This window comes from Chromobacterium haemolyticum (assembly GCF_002081825.1).
In the GTDB taxonomy this organism is placed as follows: Bacteria; Pseudomonadota; Gammaproteobacteria; order Burkholderiales; family Chromobacteriaceae; genus Chromobacterium; species Chromobacterium fluminis.
Genome location: NZ_MUKU01000014.1, coordinates 106,406 through 126,682, shown reverse-complemented (window position 1 = coordinate 126,682; position 20,277 = coordinate 106,406). Strand labels below are relative to the sequence as shown.

The 20,277-nt window shown below is 58.7% G+C and carries 20 protein-coding genes and 3 pseudogenes; 11 read left to right on the top strand and 12 right to left on the bottom strand.

Features of this window, described 5'->3' with window-relative positions:
• Positions 1–215, top strand: a pseudogene (locus B0T39_RS26215) (hypothetical protein); the annotation flags it as partial.
• Positions 216–610: 395 nt separating this feature from the next.
• Here the strand turns inward: B0T39_RS26215 and B0T39_RS25080 are convergent.
• The 5 genes and pseudogenes from B0T39_RS25080 to B0T39_RS26560 form a co-directional block, all read right to left on the bottom strand.
• Entirely contained in the window at positions 611–946 is a 336-nt protein-coding gene (locus tag B0T39_RS25080) for a hypothetical protein (RefSeq protein WP_141111213.1), read from the bottom strand.
• Positions 947–1,455: 509 nt separating this feature from the next.
• Positions 1,456–2,566: pseudogene (locus tag B0T39_RS26570) on the bottom strand (IS3 family transposase); the annotation flags it as partial.
• 211 nt (positions 2,567–2,777) lie between these two features.
• Entirely contained in the window at positions 2,778–3,176 is a 399-nt protein-coding gene (locus tag B0T39_RS25055; RefSeq protein WP_141111208.1) for a DUF6968 family protein, read from the bottom strand.
• A gap of 310 nt (positions 3,177–3,486) precedes the next feature.
• Positions 3,487–3,630: pseudogene (locus B0T39_RS26565) on the bottom strand (integrase core domain-containing protein); the annotation flags it as partial.
• Between the two features lie 344 nt (positions 3,631–3,974).
• Positions 3,975–4,277, bottom strand: a complete 303-nt coding sequence (locus B0T39_RS26560; protein ID WP_217806236.1) for a hypothetical protein — start codon at positions 4,275–4,277, stop codon at positions 3,975–3,977.
• 284 nt (positions 4,278–4,561) lie between these two features.
• Here B0T39_RS26560 and B0T39_RS25040 point away from each other — a divergent pair, with 284 nt between their 5' ends.
• The gene (locus tag B0T39_RS25040) at positions 4,562–5,620 is read left to right on the top strand and encodes a hypothetical protein (protein ID WP_141111207.1); all 1,059 of its coding nucleotides are present in this window, start codon (positions 4,562–4,564) and stop codon (positions 5,618–5,620) included.
• Between the two features lie 47 nt (positions 5,621–5,667).
• Here the strand turns inward: B0T39_RS25040 and B0T39_RS25850 are convergent, their stop codons facing one another.
• Together B0T39_RS25850 and B0T39_RS25845 are read right to left on the bottom strand one after the other, a co-directional pair.
• Complete coding sequence (locus tag B0T39_RS25850) at positions 5,668–5,985, bottom strand: hypothetical protein (RefSeq protein ID WP_217806235.1); 318 nt, start codon at positions 5,983–5,985, stop codon at positions 5,668–5,670.
• A 126-nt stretch (positions 5,986–6,111) separates the two neighbouring features.
• On the bottom strand, positions 6,112–6,351 hold the full coding sequence (locus B0T39_RS25845; RefSeq protein ID WP_217806234.1) for a hypothetical protein: 240 nt from the start codon (positions 6,349–6,351) through the stop codon (positions 6,112–6,114).
• A gap of 135 nt (positions 6,352–6,486) precedes the next feature.
• Here B0T39_RS25845 and B0T39_RS12925 point away from each other — a divergent pair, with 135 nt between their 5' ends.
• The 6 genes from B0T39_RS12925 (at position 6,487) to prmB (ending at position 11,275) form a co-directional block, all read left to right on the top strand.
• Positions 6,487–6,696 (top strand): helix-turn-helix transcriptional regulator, encoded by a 210-nt coding sequence (locus tag B0T39_RS12925; RefSeq protein WP_176219546.1) that lies wholly within the window; start codon positions 6,487–6,489, stop codon positions 6,694–6,696.
• Between the two features lie 65 nt (positions 6,697–6,761).
• Positions 6,762–7,331 (top strand): aminodeoxychorismate/anthranilate synthase component II, encoded by a 570-nt coding sequence (locus B0T39_RS12920; RefSeq protein WP_081547230.1) that lies wholly within the window; start codon positions 6,762–6,764, stop codon positions 7,329–7,331.
• Positions 7,331–7,726: a lysozyme inhibitor LprI family protein gene (locus B0T39_RS12915; RefSeq protein WP_081547228.1), complete on the top strand. Its 396-nt coding sequence runs from the start codon at positions 7,331–7,333 to the stop codon at positions 7,724–7,726. Before B0T39_RS12920 ends, B0T39_RS12915 begins: the two co-directional genes overlap by 1 nt.
• Positions 7,727–7,783: 57 nt before the next feature.
• Complete coding sequence (gene trpD / locus B0T39_RS12910) at positions 7,784–8,812, top strand: anthranilate phosphoribosyltransferase (RefSeq protein ID WP_081547226.1); 1,029 nt, start codon at positions 7,784–7,786, stop codon at positions 8,810–8,812.
• Between the two features lie 69 nt (positions 8,813–8,881).
• Positions 8,882–10,258 (top strand): phosphomannomutase/phosphoglucomutase, encoded by a 1,377-nt coding sequence (locus B0T39_RS12905; protein ID WP_019100665.1) that lies wholly within the window; start codon positions 8,882–8,884, stop codon positions 10,256–10,258.
• A gap of 102 nt (positions 10,259–10,360) precedes the next feature.
• Entirely contained in the window at positions 10,361–11,275 is a 915-nt protein-coding gene (gene prmB, locus B0T39_RS12900) for a 50S ribosomal protein L3 N(5)-glutamine methyltransferase (protein WP_081547224.1), read from the top strand.
• 118 nt (positions 11,276–11,393) lie between these two features.
• Here the strand turns inward: prmB and B0T39_RS12895 are convergent, their stop codons facing one another.
• The 4 genes from B0T39_RS12895 to B0T39_RS12880 form a co-directional block, all read right to left on the bottom strand.
• Positions 11,394–12,128: a hypothetical protein gene (locus tag B0T39_RS12895; protein ID WP_081547222.1), complete on the bottom strand. Its 735-nt coding sequence runs from the start codon at positions 12,126–12,128 to the stop codon at positions 11,394–11,396.
• Between the two features lie 6 nt (positions 12,129–12,134).
• On the bottom strand, positions 12,135–12,686 hold the full coding sequence (locus B0T39_RS12890) for a hypothetical protein (RefSeq protein WP_081547220.1): 552 nt from the start codon (positions 12,684–12,686) through the stop codon (positions 12,135–12,137).
• A gap of 206 nt (positions 12,687–12,892) precedes the next feature.
• Positions 12,893–13,522, bottom strand: a complete 630-nt coding sequence (locus B0T39_RS12885) for a LysE/ArgO family amino acid transporter (RefSeq protein WP_081547218.1) — start codon at positions 13,520–13,522, stop codon at positions 12,893–12,895.
• A 69-nt stretch (positions 13,523–13,591) separates the two neighbouring features.
• A complete protein-coding gene (locus B0T39_RS12880; protein WP_081547246.1) occupies positions 13,592–15,964 on the bottom strand; it encodes an EAL domain-containing protein in 2,373 nt (790 codons plus the stop codon).
• A 207-nt stretch (positions 15,965–16,171) separates the two neighbouring features.
• Between B0T39_RS12880 and B0T39_RS12875 the strand changes: the two genes are divergently transcribed.
• Both B0T39_RS12875 and B0T39_RS12870 read left to right on the top strand, forming a co-directional pair.
• Positions 16,172–17,062: a LysR family transcriptional regulator ArgP gene (locus B0T39_RS12875; protein ID WP_081547216.1), complete on the top strand. Its 891-nt coding sequence runs from the start codon at positions 16,172–16,174 to the stop codon at positions 17,060–17,062.
• A gap of 87 nt (positions 17,063–17,149) precedes the next feature.
• On the top strand, positions 17,150–17,578 hold the full coding sequence (locus B0T39_RS12870) for a cytidine deaminase (RefSeq protein ID WP_081547214.1): 429 nt from the start codon (positions 17,150–17,152) through the stop codon (positions 17,576–17,578).
• Here the strand turns inward: B0T39_RS12870 and B0T39_RS12865 are convergent.
• Positions 17,562–18,470, bottom strand: a complete 909-nt coding sequence (locus B0T39_RS12865) for a TraB/GumN family protein (protein WP_081547212.1) — start codon at positions 18,468–18,470, stop codon at positions 17,562–17,564. The two genes, B0T39_RS12870 and B0T39_RS12865, sit on opposite strands and share 17 nt — an antisense overlap.
• 259 nt (positions 18,471–18,729) lie before the next feature.
• Here B0T39_RS12865 and B0T39_RS12860 point away from each other — a divergent pair, with 259 nt between their 5' ends.
• Complete coding sequence (locus B0T39_RS12860) at positions 18,730–20,274, top strand: tyrosinase family protein (RefSeq protein WP_081547210.1); 1,545 nt, start codon at positions 18,730–18,732, stop codon at positions 20,272–20,274.
• Positions 20,275–20,277 lie beyond the last annotated feature (3 nt).

Below are 20,277 nucleotides of genomic sequence, written 5' to 3'. Positions count from 1 at the left end.
ATACCACCAGCAGTGTTTGCGGCACGCTATCGCCAGCAGCGGACCACCGAACTATCAAGCAGTACCACTACCATGCAAACCTAGGACTTCTCTCCTTATCGCTGGTATGGCTGGAGGGGGAAGATCAGTTATGGAAGAACTGCGAGCGGAAACTCAATACCAGCTTGCAGTTCATCCATTTAGCCTTCCTCGTTCTGCTGCTCAAAAGATCGTGAACAGGCTCTAAGCACCTATCCATCGAGCACACAAGCTCCTCTAGCCCTCAGTAAGGCAGGCAGGAGAAGCGTACCACCAGTCGATACTGACCATTGTGTTGCCAAGGCTGCAAACTGCCGTCTACATTGCTGACATTATTGTCAACATTGGCCCTCGACATTTGTCCTACTTTCATTCCTTGATAAATGCAAACCTGGCCGGCCTTTTTCGACACCACCCGCGAGACAGCCCAGCTGGAACCCCCTTGGCTATCCAATAGGTAAGTCTGGTCCGACAAAGAGATAAGGTTGACCTGTACCCCCTCTACGTCTCTGGTGAAGTGTTGCAACTGGCCACATGCGGCCAATGGGAATAAGACGACAACTGACATCATGCGATTCCAACGCATACTAGTTTACTCACAACGGAACAGCAGCGTGGTCTTATAATCTTGATTGCTGCTCATACGCAGTACGTGGTTAGCGATACCCTTAGCCATTTGCATCAGCGCACTGTCGGCATCATTCTTGGATTCATCTTCTCGATTCAGTACTACCAGTTTCTTTTTCTGGCCTTTGCACACTTCATTCGCTTTACCTACTGCATTACTCAACGCATCTTGAGAATTATTAGCCATGGCAACGGAGGCATAGGTATTATTCTGTTGTGGCACGATGGATGCCTTAAATGAAGTGCAGGCAGGGAGAGATAGGGCTGTTATCGCCAGCAAAAAAACTTTCTTGACTTGCATGATTAACCGTTTGATTTAAATAATTTTGTAGTTAAGCAGTGTACGCCTTTAGCATCACCACACATGGGCAAGACAGCTTATCAACAACTAACACTAAGCTCTAGACTTGCCAGCCAACTATATATAACTCTTCAAAAAAAACCCACCACCATCTCTTTGAATTTTCCTAAAAAATACTTAAAAAACATAAATTTCTATTTACAGTTATTACGAACCACTCTTAATCGTGCCAACCTCCAGCCCGCTCACTACAATCATTTCCGCACATCAAAATGGCATTAAAAGTGGGACAACCATGGCATAGATAGATCAAACCAGCGATCTTACATCTCAGTCACGTAAAAAAATAGCACTACACTTTATTAAACACCATCAATTAGGCGCTCTGCATCAAAAAAATCATATCAATTCATTTTTTAATTTTTTGTGGTGGAACCTCTACGCTGCCCACCCGCAGCAGGCGTTGCAGGCAGCATAGGACCAATGATTGAGAGATCCATTCTGGGGAATGGTGAAGGTGTTGGCATTAGATGTAGAAGTTCCGATTTGATCTGACAGTCAGACCTTGCCGATAGGTGCATATAGCCCTGCGCACTATGTGGCCGGGCGGCGTTGTAATCCAGGCGCCAAGCATCAATTTTCAGCCGGGCATCAAGCAGATTGCGGAAGGCATGCTGGTTCAAACATTCCCCCGGAACCGACCGTTAAAGCTTTCGATGTGAGCGTTACCCACCGGCTTCCCTGGCCGGATGCACTGCCGCCGCACTCCTCGCATCCCATTCGTCCAGCACCTTGCTGGTGAACTCTGGGCCGTTGTCGACCTGGATCAGCTCCGGACAGCGACCTTGATCCCATAAGCGCTCTAACACGCTGGCCACTCGCTTACCCGATAGGGAATGATCCACCTCGATCCAGACGGCTTCCCGGCTCCAGGTATCGACACTGTCAGGGTCCGAATCCGCCTGCCATTCCATAGGGTGTCGGCGACGAAGTCCATCAACCAGCGCTGGTTCGGCCCGCTCGCTTGCGGCAGAACCACACGTAAAGACTCGGCCGTTTCTTCCACCGGCGAAGCGCAGCGATAGCCCAGCTTCACGGTAAACCTGCTCCACACGCTTATGGTTCACTTGCCAGCCTTCCCGTTGCAGCATTACGTGCAGCCGGAGCGAACCAAAGCGCCGGCGTTCTTGGACCAACTCACAGAGGCGTTGCCGTAACTCCGCATTACGGTCCAAGGTCTGGCGCCGGCTTGCGACGATACGCGTGACCATGACCAGATGACAGGCCCGCCACTCGGAGATCCGGTGGCGAGCCATCATCAACTGTTTGGCCTCTTCACACCGAGCAGCAGGCCTACTTAGTTTTTTCCAAGCACTTCTTTCAGCATCACGATATCGAGCGCTTGGTTGGCGGCCAAGCGCTTCAACCGGGCATTCCCTTCCTCTAGCTGCTTCAGCCGCTTGGCCTCCGACACTTCCATACCGCCAAACTTGCTGCGCCAGTTATAGAACGTCGCATCGGAGACGCCGTGCTTACGGCACAGCTCAGCGACTGGGAGCCGGCCTCGGCCTCCTTGAGGACGGCAATGATCTGCGCTTTGGTATATCGACACTTCCGCATGAGGGGCTTCTTTGGCCTTCATACTAACTTATGTTTGGTATACCTGCCGGGGGGAAGGTCACTCATCGAAGTCCTAAAACAGAACTCAGACAACCACACCCAAGGGACTCTCGAAAGTAATAGGTATCGAACGCACAGAAGCCCGACGCAAAATCGAAGAGTTGATTGCCGCAGGCCAACTTTGCAGCATCAAGATTAACAGCACCACCTGCTACCAGCCTACTGGCCACGTATGCCCAGAACCCATGACAAAATCGGAATCGTGTGGCAAAGGCTCACAATCTTCGAATGGAGGGAAATCTGATTCAAGAAATCGGATTTTTCCTTCTAAGCTTCTTTCGAGTTCCTCCAATGTGTATCTAACAAGTCGAAATGCGAGACATAGACTTTGGAATGAATCAATTCCGCAGACAGAGCAGACTTCTTCAATTTTTTCACCAGAAAATCGTACCGGGCACCGCCAATCCATACCCTGAACCGTCTCAACATCTCGAATCGGTGCACCGATCTCCACCAGAATTCTAGAAGACATTTTGCATTCAACAAATACGAAATCCCGACTCGCTATGGGTATAGTAAAGCTATCGGGAATTGGTTTTAATTCTTCCATGGAGGTATCTTCATCAGAGTAGGTTATGCCCTATTAAGGACAGGGATCGCATGAACGCGAATGAACATTGCGAAAACGAAAAAGTGCAAGCTGGCAAGGGTTTCTGGTAGGCCTCCACTTTTCATCCATTACACCGCTCGGGTATGGTCTACATTTTCCATACGTCGTTGGACCGAGTTGAGGCACTTGGTTTCAAGAGACAGCTCCGATTGTTAATATGACGTGACCTCCTTCGAACTAACCGCGCGGTCTAAGCTGGACATTTCCGGCTTCAAGATATGCTAGCCGAAGCTCACTGGGAGTCAGGTCACCAACGCTCAATCTTGTCACGCGTGTCACCCAGTGACAGAAACCAATGCACATTCAGGCATTCATCCCGCAGACTGCCGTTAAATGACTCGATAAAGGAATTATCTGTGGGCTTCCCTGGCCATGAGAAGTCCAGCGTTCGGCCACGAAATCCATGCTCCAACACGCTCAGACTAGAGATGGTCGGCCGTGCAGCTGCCACACGCGGTCTGGGACGATTGCGCCGCAGCTCCAGTTCCTCCTCACAATAGATCCGGTACGTCTTCTTATAATTGATCAGCCAACCTTCTCGCCGCAGTACGGCGTGCCCCATAGCGAATCCGCGTGGCGGCAATCTCGCGCATTCGCTGCCGCTCCGCTCGATCGTCACAAGGGTGGGGACGATAAAAATACGTCGCTTGCCGCAACTTAATGACGGCTGCGGCGCGACGTATGCTGACGCGGTAGCACCGATCAGGAAGTTGGCCAGCTCGCGTTTGCTAGCCGGCTTCACAGCTTTTTTGGGATGACTTCCTGCAGCATCTGCTTATCCAGGCTCAAATCCAGGACCATACGCTTGAGCCGGGTGTTCTCTTCTTCCAAATTGTAGAAGATAGCTTCGGAGGCGCCCATCTTGCCACAGACCTCAGCGACGGTGGTGCCCAGGTCAGGGCTGCAAAATCCTCCAGTCGTGGCCGCCCACCTCAGTGGGAGCGAGATGGTGGAGGAGGCAGCGGCTACAATGACTTCCAGAGTTTCTGGCTGACAACTTTCCGTTTCATCTTCGCTTTCGCTAGATGCGGCCAAACCCACTTGGCATCAAATGGTTTTACTGCGGGTCTTACTACCCTCCCCAAAACCACAAGGCACATAATCGCCTACCTGCGCCTAACTAGACGATATGACACAAAATGCAATGGCGGTTAATTATATAAAATTAAAAATAATTAATTGTTGAAAAATACCATTAACGCGCGTCACCAACAGACATTTTATTGATACATTTGGCACCTCTACTTCAATTTATGGCGAATGATAATTAACCAAAACGCATGACGCGTGACTATATTTCAATAAACCCACAAAAAGGAAACCCAATGAAACACCAAACGAAAAATCAAAATTCATTTAACATTCCAATAGAAAATAAAATTCATTATAACTGCGGCAGATCAAACAACTTCCTCTTCGCCGTCACAAATCATCTTCAAAACATAACCCCCAACAAAGGACATGATGAAGCGCTACGAAGTTCTCTATCCATTTCACTATACGATGCCTACCGCGCAAATTGCATAGACTGCTTGCACGCTCTGCATCTGACATTAAACAAAATGCTACTTCATTTTTATAGTGACAATGAAGGCTATACAGAGCAACCTTCCCTGATACTCGAAATACAAAACCATATTGCTCAAGCACAACTCGAAGCCGATCTTAAACTAATAGCAAATGAAGCGCTACCAACCTCACTTGAAAGCCTTATTTCTTGGCTAAAAAAGCAAGAAAACGCTATCAAGCACAACCCCCACCCACTATTCATTTTTTTAGAAAAAGAGGCAACAATTGATGAATTTCAAAAAATCACTCAAATAGACCATATCTTACACACTCATTTTGATAATATATTAAAATTTTCTCAAAATAATACACCAAATTCCACAGAACCTAATCTTATTATCAAATTTAAATCCGAGAAAAACGAGGCTTACGCCAACTTACCCCCTCCATTACTTTTTGAATCAAACGCCATAAAAAAAAATGCTACCTCTACAAATCACAACACCCTCCCATGGGAAGCATTGGCATATAGCAACTGCACAATGCACCTATCCTATTTTATAAAATTTTACACTCATCGCATAGGGTACTTTAGGTTATCAAAACTAGCAACCTTGATAAACTCTGGCCTGATCAAGCGTGGAGGAGTGCGACTAGGAATAGAATCAGAACCACCAGGCCACTATAACAATCAAAACAAATTTAATTCGGGGGAATGGGTCAACAGCATGTCCCAATTCATCAAAAAAGACAGTGAAGAAAAAAAATGCAAAAACATTGCGACCGGATTACTGTTAAATAAACTTGTCACAAGCCGATATTGGAACTCTATTCTTAGCAAAACAAAAAATCAACACATCCAAATCACCTCTTAAATAACAACACTGCACATGCCCCTCAGACTGAATATCCCCCACTTTTCCTAGATTTCCAGCACCCTTGGTTGTAGCCGCTTCAATGTCTCAGCCAGATCGTTGCCGGATTGGAAGCGATGCTTGGCCACCACCCACCACAGGCCATTGAAGCGTTCGACCATCCCGTTTGTCTTCAGGCTGCGAAATTTGGTCAACCAGTGTTCAATGCCGAACGCGTTGCACAACAGATCGAACCCGTGCTCGCCACTCGCGTGGCTCAGCTTGTTGAGCAGCCGGTCGGTAAACACGCTGCTGTTATCTGCGAAGAAAGACCCTGCGCATCGCGCAGTCGATGGCAAAAAAGAAATAGCGCCGAGATGTCTCATCAAATATCTTCGGCAAATCTTTGACGTCCATATCGGCCTACCCCTGTGCGCTACACCTTGGGGTTCAGGAACTCGAGAACGACGATCAACAGGTCATCAAGGCCGAGCTTGAGTGCCTTGCATAGTTCAACCGCAATACGTTCCTGGGCCGGTGCCCGTGTGGTTTGTAGACGAATGGTGGTGTGCAAGCGGATCAGCAGAGTCGCGACTTTTCCACTTCATGACGGTGGAAATACTGACATTGAAGCGAACCGCGAGCTCGGCCACGGTTCCGGTTCCGGTTCCGGTTCCGGTTCCGGTTCCGTTGCGGGATTCCTCGCGGATAGCCGGCATGGTGCGGGCTTGTTTGTGCAGTTTGACGATCATTGTTTTTGCTGTTTTAGGGTTTGCAGAAGCATACCTATACCTATAACGGGCGAGGGCAAGTTTTCAGATGCACTTGCTCAAATGATCGTCCCGAATGCGGCACCTAGGGCGGCCACTGTTTTGCAGGAGACTCACATGTCCAGAATACTTTACACAATGAAGGAAATTCGTCGGCTGACAGGGTTTCACCCTGCAACGATCTACCGTAAGATCAAGAAGAACGAATTTCCCGAGCCCATCAAGATCGGAACCGCGTCTCACTGGCCTGAAGAGGACTATGCGAAATGGCGGGCAGAGTACACCTCCAAGCAGCGTGCTGACCCCACCGACAAGCTTTGTGAGTAACACTGTGAGTAACAAAGCGCCGGACCAGAAATTAGCACCAACAAATTCAATTGGTTAGACTTAAAATGCTATTGATGATCGACAACTACGACTCCTTCACCTACAACCTGGTGCAGTACTTCGGCGAGCTGGGTCAAGAAGTCAAGGTGTACCGCAACGATGAAATTTCCTTGCAGCAAATCGAAGAGCTGCAGCCTAAATACCTGGTAATCTCGCCCGGCCCCTGCACGCCCAACGAGGCGGGAGTGTCCGTGCCGGCCATTCGGCACTTCGCCGGCAATCTGCCCATCATGGGCGTGTGCCTGGGGCATCAGGGCATAGGCCAGGCTTTCGGCGGCCGCATCGTCCACGCCAAACAACTGATGCACGGCAAGGTGTCGCCGGTCAAACACCGCGATGTCGGCATGTTCCGCGGCCTGCCCAATCCCGTGACCTGTACCCGCTACCATTCGCTGGTGATCGAGCGCGAGACACTGCCGGACTGTCTGGACGTCACCGCCTGGACCGACGACGGCGAAATCATGGGCGTGCGCCATAAAACGTTGCCGATCGAAGGCGTGCAGTTCCACCCGGAGTCCATCCTCACCGATCACGGCCACGCGATGCTGGACAACTTCCTGAAAGAGTTTGCCTGATGAAGAGGATGTTGATGCTGAGCGCCTCCCTGGCGCTGTCCAGCGCGGCGCAGGCCGGCGCGCTGGACGACTGCATGCGGACCGAAGCGCAGACACCGGCAGTATCCGCCTGCTTGCAACAGCGGCTGAGCAAAGCCGACGCCGAACTGGCCCAAAGCGAAAACAGGGCCTCCGCCGCGATGCGCGAGCTGGACCAGATCACCGGCAACCGCTACCGCGCCCGACTGGCGCTCAGCCAATCCAAGCGCGCCTTCAAGACCTATCTGGACAAGCAATGCCGCTGGGTGGCCAGCAGCTACGCCAGCGGCAACGGCGCGGACCAGGCGCAAGCCGCTTGCCGCGCCGACCTGATCGAGCAACGCCTCTCCCAGCTGGCGGCGCACGCCGGCAATTGAATCACCGGACGGCGCGCCTCCTCGCGGCGCCGCCCACGCAAGCAAAAGGACTCCCCGATGATTACCCCGCAGGCCGCGCTGAACCGGCTGATCGACGGCAACGAACTGTTTTATGACGAAATGCTGGACTTGATGCGCCAGATCATGCGCGGCGAACTGACGCCGGCGCAAACCTCGGCCATCCTGATCGGCCTGCGCGTCAAGGTGGAATCGGTGCTGGAAATCGCCGCCGCCGCCACCGTGATGCGCGAGTTCGCCACCCCGGTGCCGATCAGCCAGCGCGACCACTTGGTGGACACCTGCGGCACCGGCGGCGACAAATCCCACACTTTCAACATCTCCACCACCTCCGCCTTCGTCGCCGCGGCGGCAGGCGCCCGCGTGGCCAAGCACGGCGGCCGTTCAGTGTCCTCCAGTTCCGGCAGCGCCGACGTGCTGGAGTCGCTGGGCGTCAAACTGAGCTTGAGCGCCGAGCAAGTGGGGCGTTGCGTCGACGAAATCGGCATCGGATTCATGTTTGCGCCCAACCATCACACGGCGATGCGCCACGTGGCGCCCATCCGCAAGGAGCTGGGCGCCCGCACCATTTTCAACATCCTGGGGCCGCTGACTAATCCGGCCGACGCCGAGAATCAGTTGATGGGCGTGTTCCACCCGGACCTGGTGGGCATCCAGGCGCGGGTGCTGAAGCAGTTGGGCAGCCGCCACGCGCTGATCGTGCACGGCCTGGACGGCCTGGACGAGCTGACCTTGTCCGGCCCCAGCATGGTGGCTGAACTAAAGAACGGGCAGATCGAGGAATACCAGCTGGATCCGCGCGAACTGGGCCTGGATTTCGCCGAGCTCAAGCAGCTGCAGGCAGATACCGCCGCAGCTTCGCGCGACATTCTGTTGGAGGTGCTTGACGGCCAAGCCGGCCCCGCGCGCGACATCGTCTGCCTCAACGCCGCCGCAGCCATCTACACGGCAGGCGTTTCCCCTACCCTGGCCGACGGTGTTACCATGGCGCGCGAAGCGCTCGACTCCGGACAAGCCCGCGCCAAGCTGGACCAATTGATCAGCCTGAGCGCCGCGCTGGCCGCCTGAGCCCCCAATTTCCGACGCGGAGCGCCGCCGCTCCGCGCTCATCCTTCATTTCGATTGCATAAGAACGCCATGAGCAAACTGTCCAAAGACATCTTCAAGGCCTATGACATCCGCGGCATCGTCGGCAAGACCCTGACCAATGACGTAGCCCGCCAGATCGGCCAGGCCGTCGGCTCCGAAGCCAAGGCCCGCAAAGTGAAAACCATCGTGGTAGGCCGCGACGGCCGCCTGTCCGGCCCGGACCTATGCCAGGCCCTGGCCGAAGGCATTCAGGCCGCTGGCGTCGACGTGATCGACGTCGGCCGCGTCGCCACCCCAATGCTGTACTTCGCCGCCCATGAGCTGGGCTCGATGTCCGGCGTGATGGTCACCGGCAGCCACAACCCGCCAGACTACAACGGCTTCAAGATGATGTTGGCCGGCAACACCCTGGCCGGCGACGACATCCAAAAACTGTACCAGCGTATCGTCGACGGCGATCTTTCCAGCGGCGAAGGCGCTTACGGCACCCACGACATCGCCGAAGCCTACTTGGACCGCATCACCTCCGACATCAAGCTGGAGCGCCCGCTCAACATCGTGGTGGACTGCGGCAACGGCGTGCCCGGCGCTTTCGCCCCAGTGCTGTTCCGTCGCCTGGGCTGCCGCGTGCGCGAACTGTTTTGCGATGTGGACGGGAATTTCCCCAATCACCACCCGGATCCGGCCAAGCCGGAAAACCTGCAGGACGTGATCGACGCGCTGCAGAAAACCGACGCTGAAATCGGCCTGGCCTTCGACGGCGACGGCGACCGCCTGGGCGTGGTGACCAAGGACGGCACCATCATCTGGCCGGATCGTCAGTTGATGCTGTTCGCCGCCGACGTGCTGGAACGCAATCCCAAGGCCAAGATCATCTACGACGTGAAGTCCACCCGCCTGCTCAAGCCGTGGATCAAACAGAACGGCGGCGTGCCGGTGATGGCTCGCACCGGCCACAGCTTCATTAAGGCCAAGATCAAGGAAACCGGAGCACTGCTGGCCGGCGAGATGAGCGGCCACGTATTCTTCAAGGAACGCTGGTACGGCTTCGACGACGGCATGTACGCCGGCGCTCGCCTGCTGGAAGTGCTGTCCCGCGTGGAGAATCCGAGCGAGCTGCTCAATGCGCTGCCCAATGCGGTGTCCACGCCGGAACTGAATCTGAAGATGGCCAAGGAAGGCGAAAACCACGCCTTGATCGCCAAACTGCAGGCCTCCGCCCGCTTCGACGGCGCAGAGGAGGTCAACACCCTGGACGGCCTGCGCGTGGAGTATAAGGACGGCTTCGGCCTGGCCCGCGCCTCCAACACCACGCCGGTGATCGTGCTGCGCTTCGAGGCCGACAACGACGCGGCGCTGGAGCGCATCAAGGGCGACTTCCGCCGCGTGCTGGGCACCGCCACCGACGCCAAGCTGCCGTTCTGACGCCCGCCGTTCAAAGTCATTGCCCGCGCTCTCCGCGAGCGTGAATCAACACCGCCGGGGACATGGCCGCAGCCATGTCCCTGTTGTATTGAAAGGAAAACCATGTACGCCCAGGCTGCATCCAGCTTCACCACCTTGCGCGACCTGCTGCGCTTCGCCGTGTCGCGCTTCAACGACGCCGGCCTGTTCTACGGCCACGGCACCCAGAACGCCTACGACGAAGCCGCCTACCTGATCCTGTCCGCACTGAAACTGCCGGTGGACCAGCTCGAGCCCTTCCTCGACGCCAAGCTGCTGCCCACCGAGGTCAAGGACGTGGTCGACATGATCGAGCGCCGCGCCGAACAGCGCGTGCCGGTGGCTTATCTGACCCACGAAGCCTGGCAAGGCGACTTCAACTTCTACGTGGACGAACGCGTGCTGGTGCCGCGCTCCTTCATCTACGAGCTGCTGGGCGAGCCGCTGCAACCGTGGATCGAACACCCGGAACTGGTCCAGCGCGCGCTGGACCTGTGCACCGGCTCCGGCTGCCTGGCCATCCAACTGGCGCACCACTATCCGGACGCGGAAATCGACGCGGTGGATATTTCCCTGGACGCGCTGGAAGTGGCTGCCATCAATGTGCAGAACTACGGCCTGGACGAGCGCGTGCAGCTGATCCACACTGATATGTTCGAGGGCCTAGAGGAAAAGTACGACCTGATCATCTCCAACCCGCCCTACGTCGACGCCGAATCGGTGGACGCGCTGCCACCGGAATATCTGCACGAGCCGGAACTGGCTTTGGGCTCCGGCGAAGACGGCCTAGACGCCACCCGCGAAATCCTGCGACGCGCGCCGGACTTCCTGAACGACAAGGGCGTGCTGCTGGTGGAGATCGGCCACAACCGCGACATGCTGGAAGAGTGCTTCCCCACCCTGCCCTTCATGTGGATGGAAACCGAGAGCGGCGACGGCTTCGTATTCCTGATCACCCGCGAGGATCTGGTGGCCGGCCTGGCCGCTGACGCTCAGTAAAGCCTGTTCAAAGTCCACTGCGTTTCAGCGCATAGTGGATGAGCGCATGTAAAACGCCAAGCTTCGCAAACGAAAAACCGGCGGCCCCCTTGCGGATGTCGCCGGTTTTTTGCGACCGCTAGCCTTTGGACTGAGCCGCGCCCGGATGCAGTTCGCGCCAGATCTGCTCCGCTCGCTCCGTCGCCGCCGCTTTCTGCCCGGCGTTCAACTGCCGATAGTCCTTGGTGGTCAGGAACCAGTCCGCGCTCAACGCGTCTCCGGCCCGCCGCGCCACCAGGTTCCAGGCCGCGGCCTCCAAGGGTTGCCGCTCCAGCAAATAGCTCTCGGAGATCATCGCCGCCGCATGGCGGTTGCCCAGCCGGTACGCCTGCTGCAAGGCGGCGCGCGCCTCCTCGCGGTAACGCATCTCAGGCTCAAAGCCCGGCCGCTGCGGCTTGCCGTCCAGCTCGAACAGATAGCGTTCTGCCAAGTGAGTCAAGGCCTGGACATTGCCGGCTGCCGCCAACTTCCGCAGCTCGGCCAGCGGCATCCGGTAGAAGCGCTCGTCGATGACGTAGCCCAGTTGGCGCAAGGCCTGCTTGCGCTGGCGTTCGGCCTTGCTCTCAGGCAAGGGCTCCGCCGGAGCGGCGGCCGGAGCCGGCCCGTCGCCCACCGCGAAGCTCAGCCCCTGGTAAGCCCGCGCCGGCGCCTCCCCCTTGGCCGGCTGCGCCGCGGTCCCGGCGGCCCCGGCGACCAAGGTCGCCGGGGCCTGAACGCTCAGGCCCAGCCGCGCACGAACCGGCTCAGGCAGGCTGACCCAGGCCAGGCCCAACAGCGCCAGCCCGCCGGCCAGCCCCCACGCTCGCTTGCCCATCGCCGATCAGATCGAGTTCAGGCAAGCGTTGAGGCCGTTGGCGTGGCCGTAGCGCGAATAGTAATCGCGCTGAGACGGCGTGCCGTGCTCGCCGTAATCGGCGGCGTTGCGCGCCGAAGCCACCGCGTTCTCGATAAAGCTCGGATAGCGCAAGTTGGTTTCAGCGTACTTGGCGAAAGTCCCTCCCACGCAATCGGCCTGCAACTCCTGCATCGGCGCCTGGCGGTAGATATTGTGGGTGAACTGGATGGAATGGCCCCATTCATGCGCCAGGATGAACTTGGCCACATAGTTGCCGTAGCTGTTTTCCTGTTGCTGTAGGAAGCCGGTGCCCACGCTGATGGTGTAAGGCCCGCACGCCATCGCGCTCAGCTGAGGCTCGCGGCAAGCGTACTGGTTGACGTAGACCGTCGGCCGCGCGTAGCCGCCGAGAAAACCGCGAATCTCGTTGGCGCTGGACTGGATGTAACTGTTGTTCACCGGAGCAGCCACAGCCGGGACGGATGCGCCGGCCAATACAGAAACCCCAATCAAACTGGCTTGAATCAGACTTCTCATGACTAACTCTCCTTATGTTGTTCACAACGGAGATTTAGTTATGGTAAATGATTTGGTATTTACAAAATTATTTTGCAATTCCAAATGCATAAATACGCAGTGAAAAATTACCTTGTCACGACAACCAGCATATGAAAAAGTGACGGGTTGCTTAAAAGCAAGCCGTCACTTTCAAAAAACAAAGCGCCAACTACTGTCCCAGCCGCTCAGGCCATCCCTTCGAAACCGTAATTGCGCAACAGCATGAAGGCGGTGAACAGCATCACCAGGCCAATTACGCAATCCAGCACCCGCCAGCTTTGTGGCCGCTGGAACAAGGGGGCCAGCTTGCCGGCGAAGCAGGCGATTCCGCCGAACCACAGCACCGAGGCGCTGAGGCTGCCCAACAGAAAGGACGGCGCGGCGCTCTCGCCGTAAATGGCGGACACGCCGCCGATCAGCACCACCGTGTCCAGCCAGGTATAGGGATTGAGCAAGGTTACCGCCAGCACCGTGCGAATAGCGCGCTTGCGATCTTTCTCCACGCCGCCCGCCAGCGACATCGCTCCGGGCATCAAGGCGGAACGGAAGGCCTTGTAGCCTAGCCACAGGATGAAGCCCGCGCCCAGCCAGGTAACCGTGACAATGAAGCCGGGAATCGCATTGAGCAGTTTGCCCACGCCCATCACCCCGCAGGCGATCAGAAACACGTCGGCGACGATGCAGATCGTAACAATGGGCAGAATGTGACAGCGGCCTATGCCCTGCCGCAACACGAAGGCATTCTGCGGCCCAATGCCGACGATCTGCCCGATGGATAACCCAAGGGCAGACAGATAAACGCTGAAGTTGAACAAGAACCGCTCCCGGAAAGTTTCAACACAGACTAAGTGAGCGGCAATGCAAAGTAAAACTAATAAAAATTATTATATATAAGCAGAATTAATACTTACTCGCCGCTCCCAATCCGCTATCCACTCCGGCAACTGCTTGGGGTCTACTGGCGGAGAAATCTCGTAACCCTGCCCGTCCAGGCAGCCTATTTCCAGCAGACGGTCCCAGATCGCCCGGCTTTCCACCCCCTCCACCACCAGTTTGCGGCCGGTGTAGTGGGCAAAGGACACCATGCTGCGGATGATGGCTTCGTTGCCCGGCGTATCCAGCAGCAGCCGGACAAAGCGCTGGTCTATCTTGATGGTGTCAAAGGGCAGCTGCTGCAAATGCACCAGCGAGGACGCGCCGGTGCCAAAGTCGTCCAAGGCGATGGACAGGCCCAGATCGCGGCAATGCTCCAGCTTGGCGGTAATCTGTTCCGCCTCCTGCTGGGTCACGCTCTCCAACACCTCCAGCTCCAGATAGCCGGCCGGCAGCGGGTAGGCCTGCAACAAAGCCTGGATGCCCGGCACAAAGCCCTCGTGCTTCAAAGTAATGGCGGAAAGGTTGACGCTGACCGGAATATGACGGCCGTCCGCCAGCCATTCGCCTGACTGGCGCAGCGCCTCGCGCAGCACCCACCAGTCCAGCTCCCGCATCAAGTCAGTGCTCTCTATCGCGGGAAAGAAGGCCCCCGGCATTTCCAAGCGGCCGTCCCGGCGCCAGCGCACCAGCGCCTCCACGCCTTCGATGCGGTTGTTGCGCAGATTGATCTTGGGCTGATAGAACAGTGCCAGCTCATCGCGGGCGACGGCCTGCGCGAAAGCGTTGCGCACCGCGTGCATGTGCTGGATCTCTTCGTCCATGGTCACATGGTAATAACGGCAATGACCGCCGCCGGCCTCCTTGGCCCGGCTCAACGCCAGCTCGCCGCGACGCAGCAGCGCGGAGGCGTCGCTGCGGCCGCTCACCGGCTCCACCACGATACCCATGCTGCAACGGGTGTGAATCACCACGCCCATGCAGTCCACCGGCTGCTGCAGACTACCCATCAGGCTGTCCACCAGTTGGTCCAGCCGCTCGTGGCGGTCGCTGCAGGCGACGAAGCGCGAAGCGCCCACCCGGCCGACATAGCCGTAGGGATAGATGCAACGCCGCAACCTATTGGCCACCTCGCACAGCACCGCGTCGCCGCCTTCGTGGCCCAGGCGGGCGTTGATTTCGTGAAAGCCTTCGATGGACAGCACCAGCACCGCCAATTGCGCGTTGGCGCGGCGGATCTGCAATTGCTTGTTGATGTGCTCTTTCATCAGGTGACGATTGGGCAGGCCGGTCAACGGATCGTGAAAGGACAGGAAGGCCAGTTCGGATTCGGCGCGATGGCTGCGCTCCAGCGCGTCCTGGCGCTCCAGCGCGCGGCTGATCTCCCGCGCCATGGTGTCCACCAAGGCCACCTTGGTGTCGTCGAAAAAACCCGGCAAACAGGAATACAGCGACAAGGTGCCGATCACCTGCTCGCGCAAGGTCAGCGGCGCCACCAACGCGCTGCGCACATTCCGGGCGTTGAGCACCCGCATCCACGGCTGCATCGACGGGTCCTCGCCGCAATCGTTGACCACCTGCACCGTCAGGCCGCGGATGGCCCGACCGCTGGGCCCGCGGCCATGCAGGCTTTCGGACTGCGCGGAGACTTGCAGCCAGGGGATGAAGGCTTCGGCGTGAGCGCCGGCCATTGCGGCGGGACGCACGCTTTGGGATTCGGCGTCCAGCAGGCCAACCCAGGCGTGGGAAAAATCGCCTTCGCGCACGCAGACGTCGCAAATCGCCTGGAACAATTCTCGGCGTTCGGAACAGCGCACCAGCGCCATGCTGACGCCGCTGAGCGTGGCGTACAGTCCGGACATGGTCTGCAAATGACGGTGCTTGCTGTCCACCGCCTCCTGCAAGGACTGCTGGTGGCCATGCAGCTGCAGCATCTGGTCCAGCAAAATGCGCTTGCGCAGCAGCCGCGACAGCGCCGCGAGCTCGTCCAGGCCCAACCCGGCCTCGGCCAGCCGCGCCAGGAAATGCGCCTGACAGCGCTCGTAGGCGCCCACCACCCACATCAGACCCACGCCCAACTGGCGCATCAAGCGTCCCTGCTCCACCACGCGCCAGGCGGCGCGGCCATTCACCGGACGAGTCAGCATCCGCTCGCAATACTGCAACAAGGCGTCCACTAGGGAATCGATGCCGCCCGGCAGGCGCTCGCTCAGCAGCGCTAGCGTGTCCGGGCATTTCAACGCATACCAGTAAAACTCCTTGCCCAGGGCCTCCTTGCGCGACAACAACAGCGGAGCATGGACGGTGAGCTTCGCCATATGATCCGCCCGAACCCCGATAAAACGGCACATGCCATCCAATAGTGCCTTATTATCTGCTTGCATCTTCAACATGCCTGTCATTGGCCATGAGCCGCCGGCGCCAGCCGATCAGAACCGTCGCCGCCAGCCGCTCTAATTATTTTTATGCCGCCACCGCGTGCAGGCAAACCATTGCACCGTCCGTGTTCGGACGAAGCAGCACAACATGCCATAGGTGGCGGCGATAAAGCAAGAAACACCGTGGAATTATCACGGCGAGGACGTCAATACATGCTTGATCCTAAACAACTGGAAACCTTATCGGCCGTAGCCGAAACCGGGGGCTTCGACAAGGCGGCCAAAAAGCTGTTCCTGACCCAGTCCGCCATTTCCCAACGCATCCGCCAGTTGGAAGAACAGCTTGGCCAGCCGGTGCTGACCCGAACCATTCCGGCCGAGCCCACCGAGGCCGGCCGCCAACTGCTGCAATACTTCCGCCAGATCAGCCTGATGGAAAACCAATTGATGAACACTCTGTTGCCCAGCGGTCCACGGCAGGAGTTCACCACTCTCGCCATCGCCGTCAACGCGGACAGCCTGGCCACCTGGTTTTTGCCGGCGGTGCGGCAGGTGCTGGACAGCCAGCCGGTGCTGCTGGACATCATGGTGGACGATCAGGATTACACCCACGAATTGATGCGCGCCGGTCATGTGGTCGGCTGCGTCAGCACCCGGCCGCAGCCTATCCAGGGCGGCGACAGTTTGTTCCTCGGCCATATGCGCTATCTGTGCGTCGCCACCCGCGATTTCGCCCGCCGCTATTTTCCGGACGGCGTCACCGAGTCCACGCTGGCCGCCGCGCCCACCATTCTGTACAGCCGCAAGGACGATGTGCACCGAGAGTTTCTCTTGCACACCGTGTCCTATCACGGTGGCTTTCCCTATCTGACCGTGCCCACGCCGCAGGGCTTCGTCGAGATCACCCGCCAGGGCCTGGCTTACAGCCTGCTGCCCGAACTGATGCTGGACGACGACATCGCCTCCGGCCGGCTCATCGATCTGTTTCCGCAACAGCATCTGGACATTCCCTTGTACTGGCACCACTGGAGGGTGGAGTCGGAATTATCTCAGGCACTGGCCGACGCGATGGCGCGGCATTGCCGGGAGCACCTGCGCCAATGATCAATCGGCGCCGCCTGCGCCGGGCCGGATATTGACAGCCCGGCCGCGCACGGCGCAACATGCCACGCCAACAGCAATGGAGGCAATATGACCGGCAACGCACCCAACAACGAGCAATGGGCCGAGTTGGAAATGGCCGCCCGCCTGGCCGCTCGCCAGGCTTATGTCCCTTACAGCAAGTTCGCCGTCGGCGCCGCCATTCTGGACGGCGCCGGCAAGATCCATATCGGCTGCAACGTGGAGAACGCCTCTTATGGCCTGACCAATTGCGCCGAACGCACCGCGATCTACGCCGCGCGCGCCAACCATGGCATCCAGGACGTGCTGGCGGTCTGCATCTATACGCCTACCGCCACGCCCACGCCGCCCTGCGGCTCCTGCCGTCAGGTGTTGAACGAGTTTGGCCCGGCCATGCGCGTGCGCGCCATCTGCGACGGCGAAGATCTGATAGACACCACGCTGGAAGTGCTGCTGCCGGGCGCCTTCGGGCCCAAGAACCTCAAGGACGCCGGCTAAAGCCCGCGCGCGGCGCCGGCGTCACCTGGTAGCCGCGCTGCCGCAGCAGCTTGACCAGCCCCTGCGGTCCGGCCAGATGCAAGGCCCCCACCGCCACCAACAGCCGCCGCGACGACGCCAGCTCATCGATGCGGCGCGCCATCGTCAGGTTGCGGCGGTCCAGCATCTCGCGCTGGGTCCAGGCGCTGAGCCGCGGATAGCCCGGCAGCGCCACCATCGCCTGCAGGGCGTCCAGATCGCCGCGTTCCCAGGCGGCGATCAGCTCGCGATAATAGCGCTCCGCCTCCGGCTTGTCCTCCCAGTCCGCGGTCTGGCGCACCCATTCGCGCAAGGCCGGCGCCGGCATCTCGAACAACATGCGCCCCTGCTCGTCCGTCGTCTCCAGCGCCAACACCGGGCGCCGCTCCCGCCGCGCCATCTGCCGCAACATCGCCTCGCTGCCCTCCTGCGTCAGCTGCCCCAGCCGCTGATAATCGTTCAGCGCCAGCTGCATCAGCCACATGGCCGGAGCCAGGCTCTGCGCCTGCGCGCGCTCAACGTCGATCCGCCGCAACTGCGCCAGCAACAATCGCCTGCTGTCCGTGTCCAGCTGCCTCCACTGCTTGGCCGCGCCTCGCCGCGCCAACGCCAGCACCTCGGCCGGCGCGTCCGGGGCGTCTACATCCAGTTCCAACACCAAGGCCTCGCTCTGCGCCATCGCCTGTTTCAAGCCCCAGTCCGGCACGTCCGAGCCGGGACGGCCCACATGCATGGTGCCATACAGATAATGGGTGCGGCCTTGCTTGCTGAAGGTAAACAAGGGGCCGTAGGCCGGCTCCGCCGCGGCCAAGGCCGCCAGCAAAAGCCAGCACAGCGCCAGCCAGAGGCCCCAAAGGCAATGCCATCGTTTCATGTCTGCGATCCAAATCAAAACCGGTCAAGGATAACAGCTTGGCGCGTTCCCGCCGGCGCGCTTTCAAGCTCTTGCCGCGCCAAAGCCCGGCCACTTGCAAGCGCCGCTTCAAATAAGTAGTTGCCCCGAGACAAAAACCATTCTTTAGGACAGTTCGGAGCCGTCGCGGTTTGCTAATCCGAATACACCGCCTCACCGCCAGCCTTAGCTCCTCCCGCCACGGCCGCGCCGGAAAGGGGTTCGCATCGAGGAGAACGACATGGCTCGCGTCCGCAAAGACATCTTGAAAATGAGCAATCCCTGGGATCCCACCGTGCTGTGGTACGCGCGCGCAGTGCGGGAAATGCAGAAACGGCCGATCAAGGATTCCACCAGCTGGCGCTATCTGGCCGCCATTCACGGCTTTGATTCCCAGCTGTGGCAACAACACGGCTATCTGCAAGCCGGCGAGGCCCTGCCCAGCACCGCCGACCAAAACACCTACTGGCGGCAATGCCAGCACCAAAGCTGGTATTTCATGCCCTGGCACCGCGGCTATCTGGCGGCCTTCGAAGCCATTGTGCTGGCGGAGATCGTCAAGCTGGGCGGCCCCGCCGACTGGGCCTTGCCCTATTGGAACTACAGCGACAGCGCCAACGCCAAGGCGCGCGACCTGCCCACCTGTTTCCAGTCCAAGACCTTGCCGGACGGCAGCGCCAATCCGCTGTGGCTGGCGCAACGCTACGGCTGGAACAACCAACCCAATCACATCACGCTGCGCCCGGAAACCGTACAGCTCACCGCCCTGAAAGACGCGCAGTTCGTCGGCACCGCCAGCGGCATCCCGCCGGGCTACGGCGGGCCACAAACGCCGTTCTGGCACGGCGGCGGCAATAGCGGCGGGCTGGAAAACCTGCCGCACAACCCGGTGCACACCAATATCGGCGGCCGCAACGGTTTGATGTCGGACCCGGACTTGGCCGGCCTGGACCCGGTGTTCTGGATTCACCATTCCAATATCGACCGGCTGTGGCAGGTGTGGCTCAATCGCAATCCCGGCCACAAGAACCCCAGCAACGACAATTGGCTGGAAGGCCCGGTCAACCGCAAGTTCGCGATGCCGCGCCCCAACGGCAGCGGCTACACCTTTGTCGCCAAGGACATGCTCAACACCCAGGCGCCGAACCTGAACTACGTCTACCAGGACGTATCGGACCCTCTCGGCGGCGCCAGCCGTGTCGCGCAGCGCATGCAGACGCTGGCGGCCATCCATCCCGACACCGCGGCGGCAAGCACCATGGCGACCAATCCGAAAACCGAACTGCTGGGCGCCAACGCCGCGGCGATCAAACTGGGCAACAGCACCGTCCACGCGCAGATGCAGCTGGACAGCGACGCCAAGAACAAGGTGCTGAGCAGCTTCCAGGCCTGCCAGGCCGCCGCCCGCCAGTTCAAGGCCCAGCCAGGCGCGGCGCCGCAAGAACCGGACCGCGTCTTTCTCAGCCTGGAGAACATCCGCTGCAAAGTGGACGGCGGCACGTTCAACGTCTACGTCGGCCTGCCTCAGGGCGCCGACCCGGCGCAGCACCCGCAGAACCTGGCCGGCACTATCGCGCTGTTCGGCGCGCGCAAGGCCTCGCTGGCCGAGCACGGCGGCAACGGCGTCAGCCAGACGCTGGAGATCACCGACATCGTTGACCGCATGTGTCAAAGCCAGACGCTGGACGCGGCGCCGATGGGGGTGCAACTAGTGCCGGTGTCCGAGATCGAGGACGACGACGAGGTGACGATAGGCCGCATCAGCGTCTACCGCCACGGCCAGTAAGCG

Excerpts from the sequence above, each read along its gene's own strand:
- B0T39_RS25080 (WP_141111213.1), bottom strand. The coding sequence starts at position 946 with ATGCAAGTCAAGAAAGTTTTTTTGCTGGCGATAACAGCCCTATCTCTC.
- B0T39_RS25055 (WP_141111208.1), bottom strand. The coding sequence starts at position 3,176 with ATGGAAGAATTAAAACCAATTCCCGATAGCTTTACTATACCCATAGCG.
- B0T39_RS25040 (WP_141111207.1), top strand. The coding sequence starts at position 4,562 with ATGAAACACCAAACGAAAAATCAAAATTCATTTAACATTCCAATAGAA.
- B0T39_RS25850 (WP_217806235.1), bottom strand. The coding sequence starts at position 5,985 with ATGAGACATCTCGGCGCTATTTCTTTTTTGCCATCGACTGCGCGATGC.
- B0T39_RS25845 (WP_217806234.1), bottom strand. The coding sequence starts at position 6,351 with ATGATCGTCAAACTGCACAAACAAGCCCGCACCATGCCGGCTATCCGC.
- B0T39_RS12925 (WP_176219546.1), top strand. The coding sequence starts at position 6,487 with ATGTCCAGAATACTTTACACAATGAAGGAAATTCGTCGGCTGACAGGG.
- B0T39_RS12920 (WP_081547230.1), top strand. The coding sequence starts at position 6,762 with ATGCTATTGATGATCGACAACTACGACTCCTTCACCTACAACCTGGTG.
- B0T39_RS12915 (WP_081547228.1), top strand. The coding sequence starts at position 7,331 with ATGAAGAGGATGTTGATGCTGAGCGCCTCCCTGGCGCTGTCCAGCGCG.
- trpD (WP_081547226.1), top strand. The coding sequence starts at position 7,784 with ATGATTACCCCGCAGGCCGCGCTGAACCGGCTGATCGACGGCAACGAA.
- B0T39_RS12905 (WP_019100665.1), top strand. The coding sequence starts at position 8,882 with ATGAGCAAACTGTCCAAAGACATCTTCAAGGCCTATGACATCCGCGGC.
- prmB (WP_081547224.1), top strand. The coding sequence starts at position 10,361 with ATGTACGCCCAGGCTGCATCCAGCTTCACCACCTTGCGCGACCTGCTG.
- B0T39_RS12895 (WP_081547222.1), bottom strand. The coding sequence starts at position 12,128 with ATGGGCAAGCGAGCGTGGGGGCTGGCCGGCGGGCTGGCGCTGTTGGGC.
- B0T39_RS12890 (WP_081547220.1), bottom strand. The coding sequence starts at position 12,686 with ATGAGAAGTCTGATTCAAGCCAGTTTGATTGGGGTTTCTGTATTGGCC.
- B0T39_RS12880 (WP_081547246.1), bottom strand. The coding sequence starts at position 15,964 with ATGCAAGCAGATAATAAGGCACTATTGGATGGCATGTGCCGTTTTATC.
- B0T39_RS12875 (WP_081547216.1), top strand. The coding sequence starts at position 16,172 with ATGCTTGATCCTAAACAACTGGAAACCTTATCGGCCGTAGCCGAAACC.
- B0T39_RS12870 (WP_081547214.1), top strand. The coding sequence starts at position 17,150 with ATGACCGGCAACGCACCCAACAACGAGCAATGGGCCGAGTTGGAAATG.
- B0T39_RS12865 (WP_081547212.1), bottom strand. The coding sequence starts at position 18,470 with ATGAAACGATGGCATTGCCTTTGGGGCCTCTGGCTGGCGCTGTGCTGG.
- B0T39_RS12860 (WP_081547210.1), top strand. The coding sequence starts at position 18,730 with ATGGCTCGCGTCCGCAAAGACATCTTGAAAATGAGCAATCCCTGGGAT.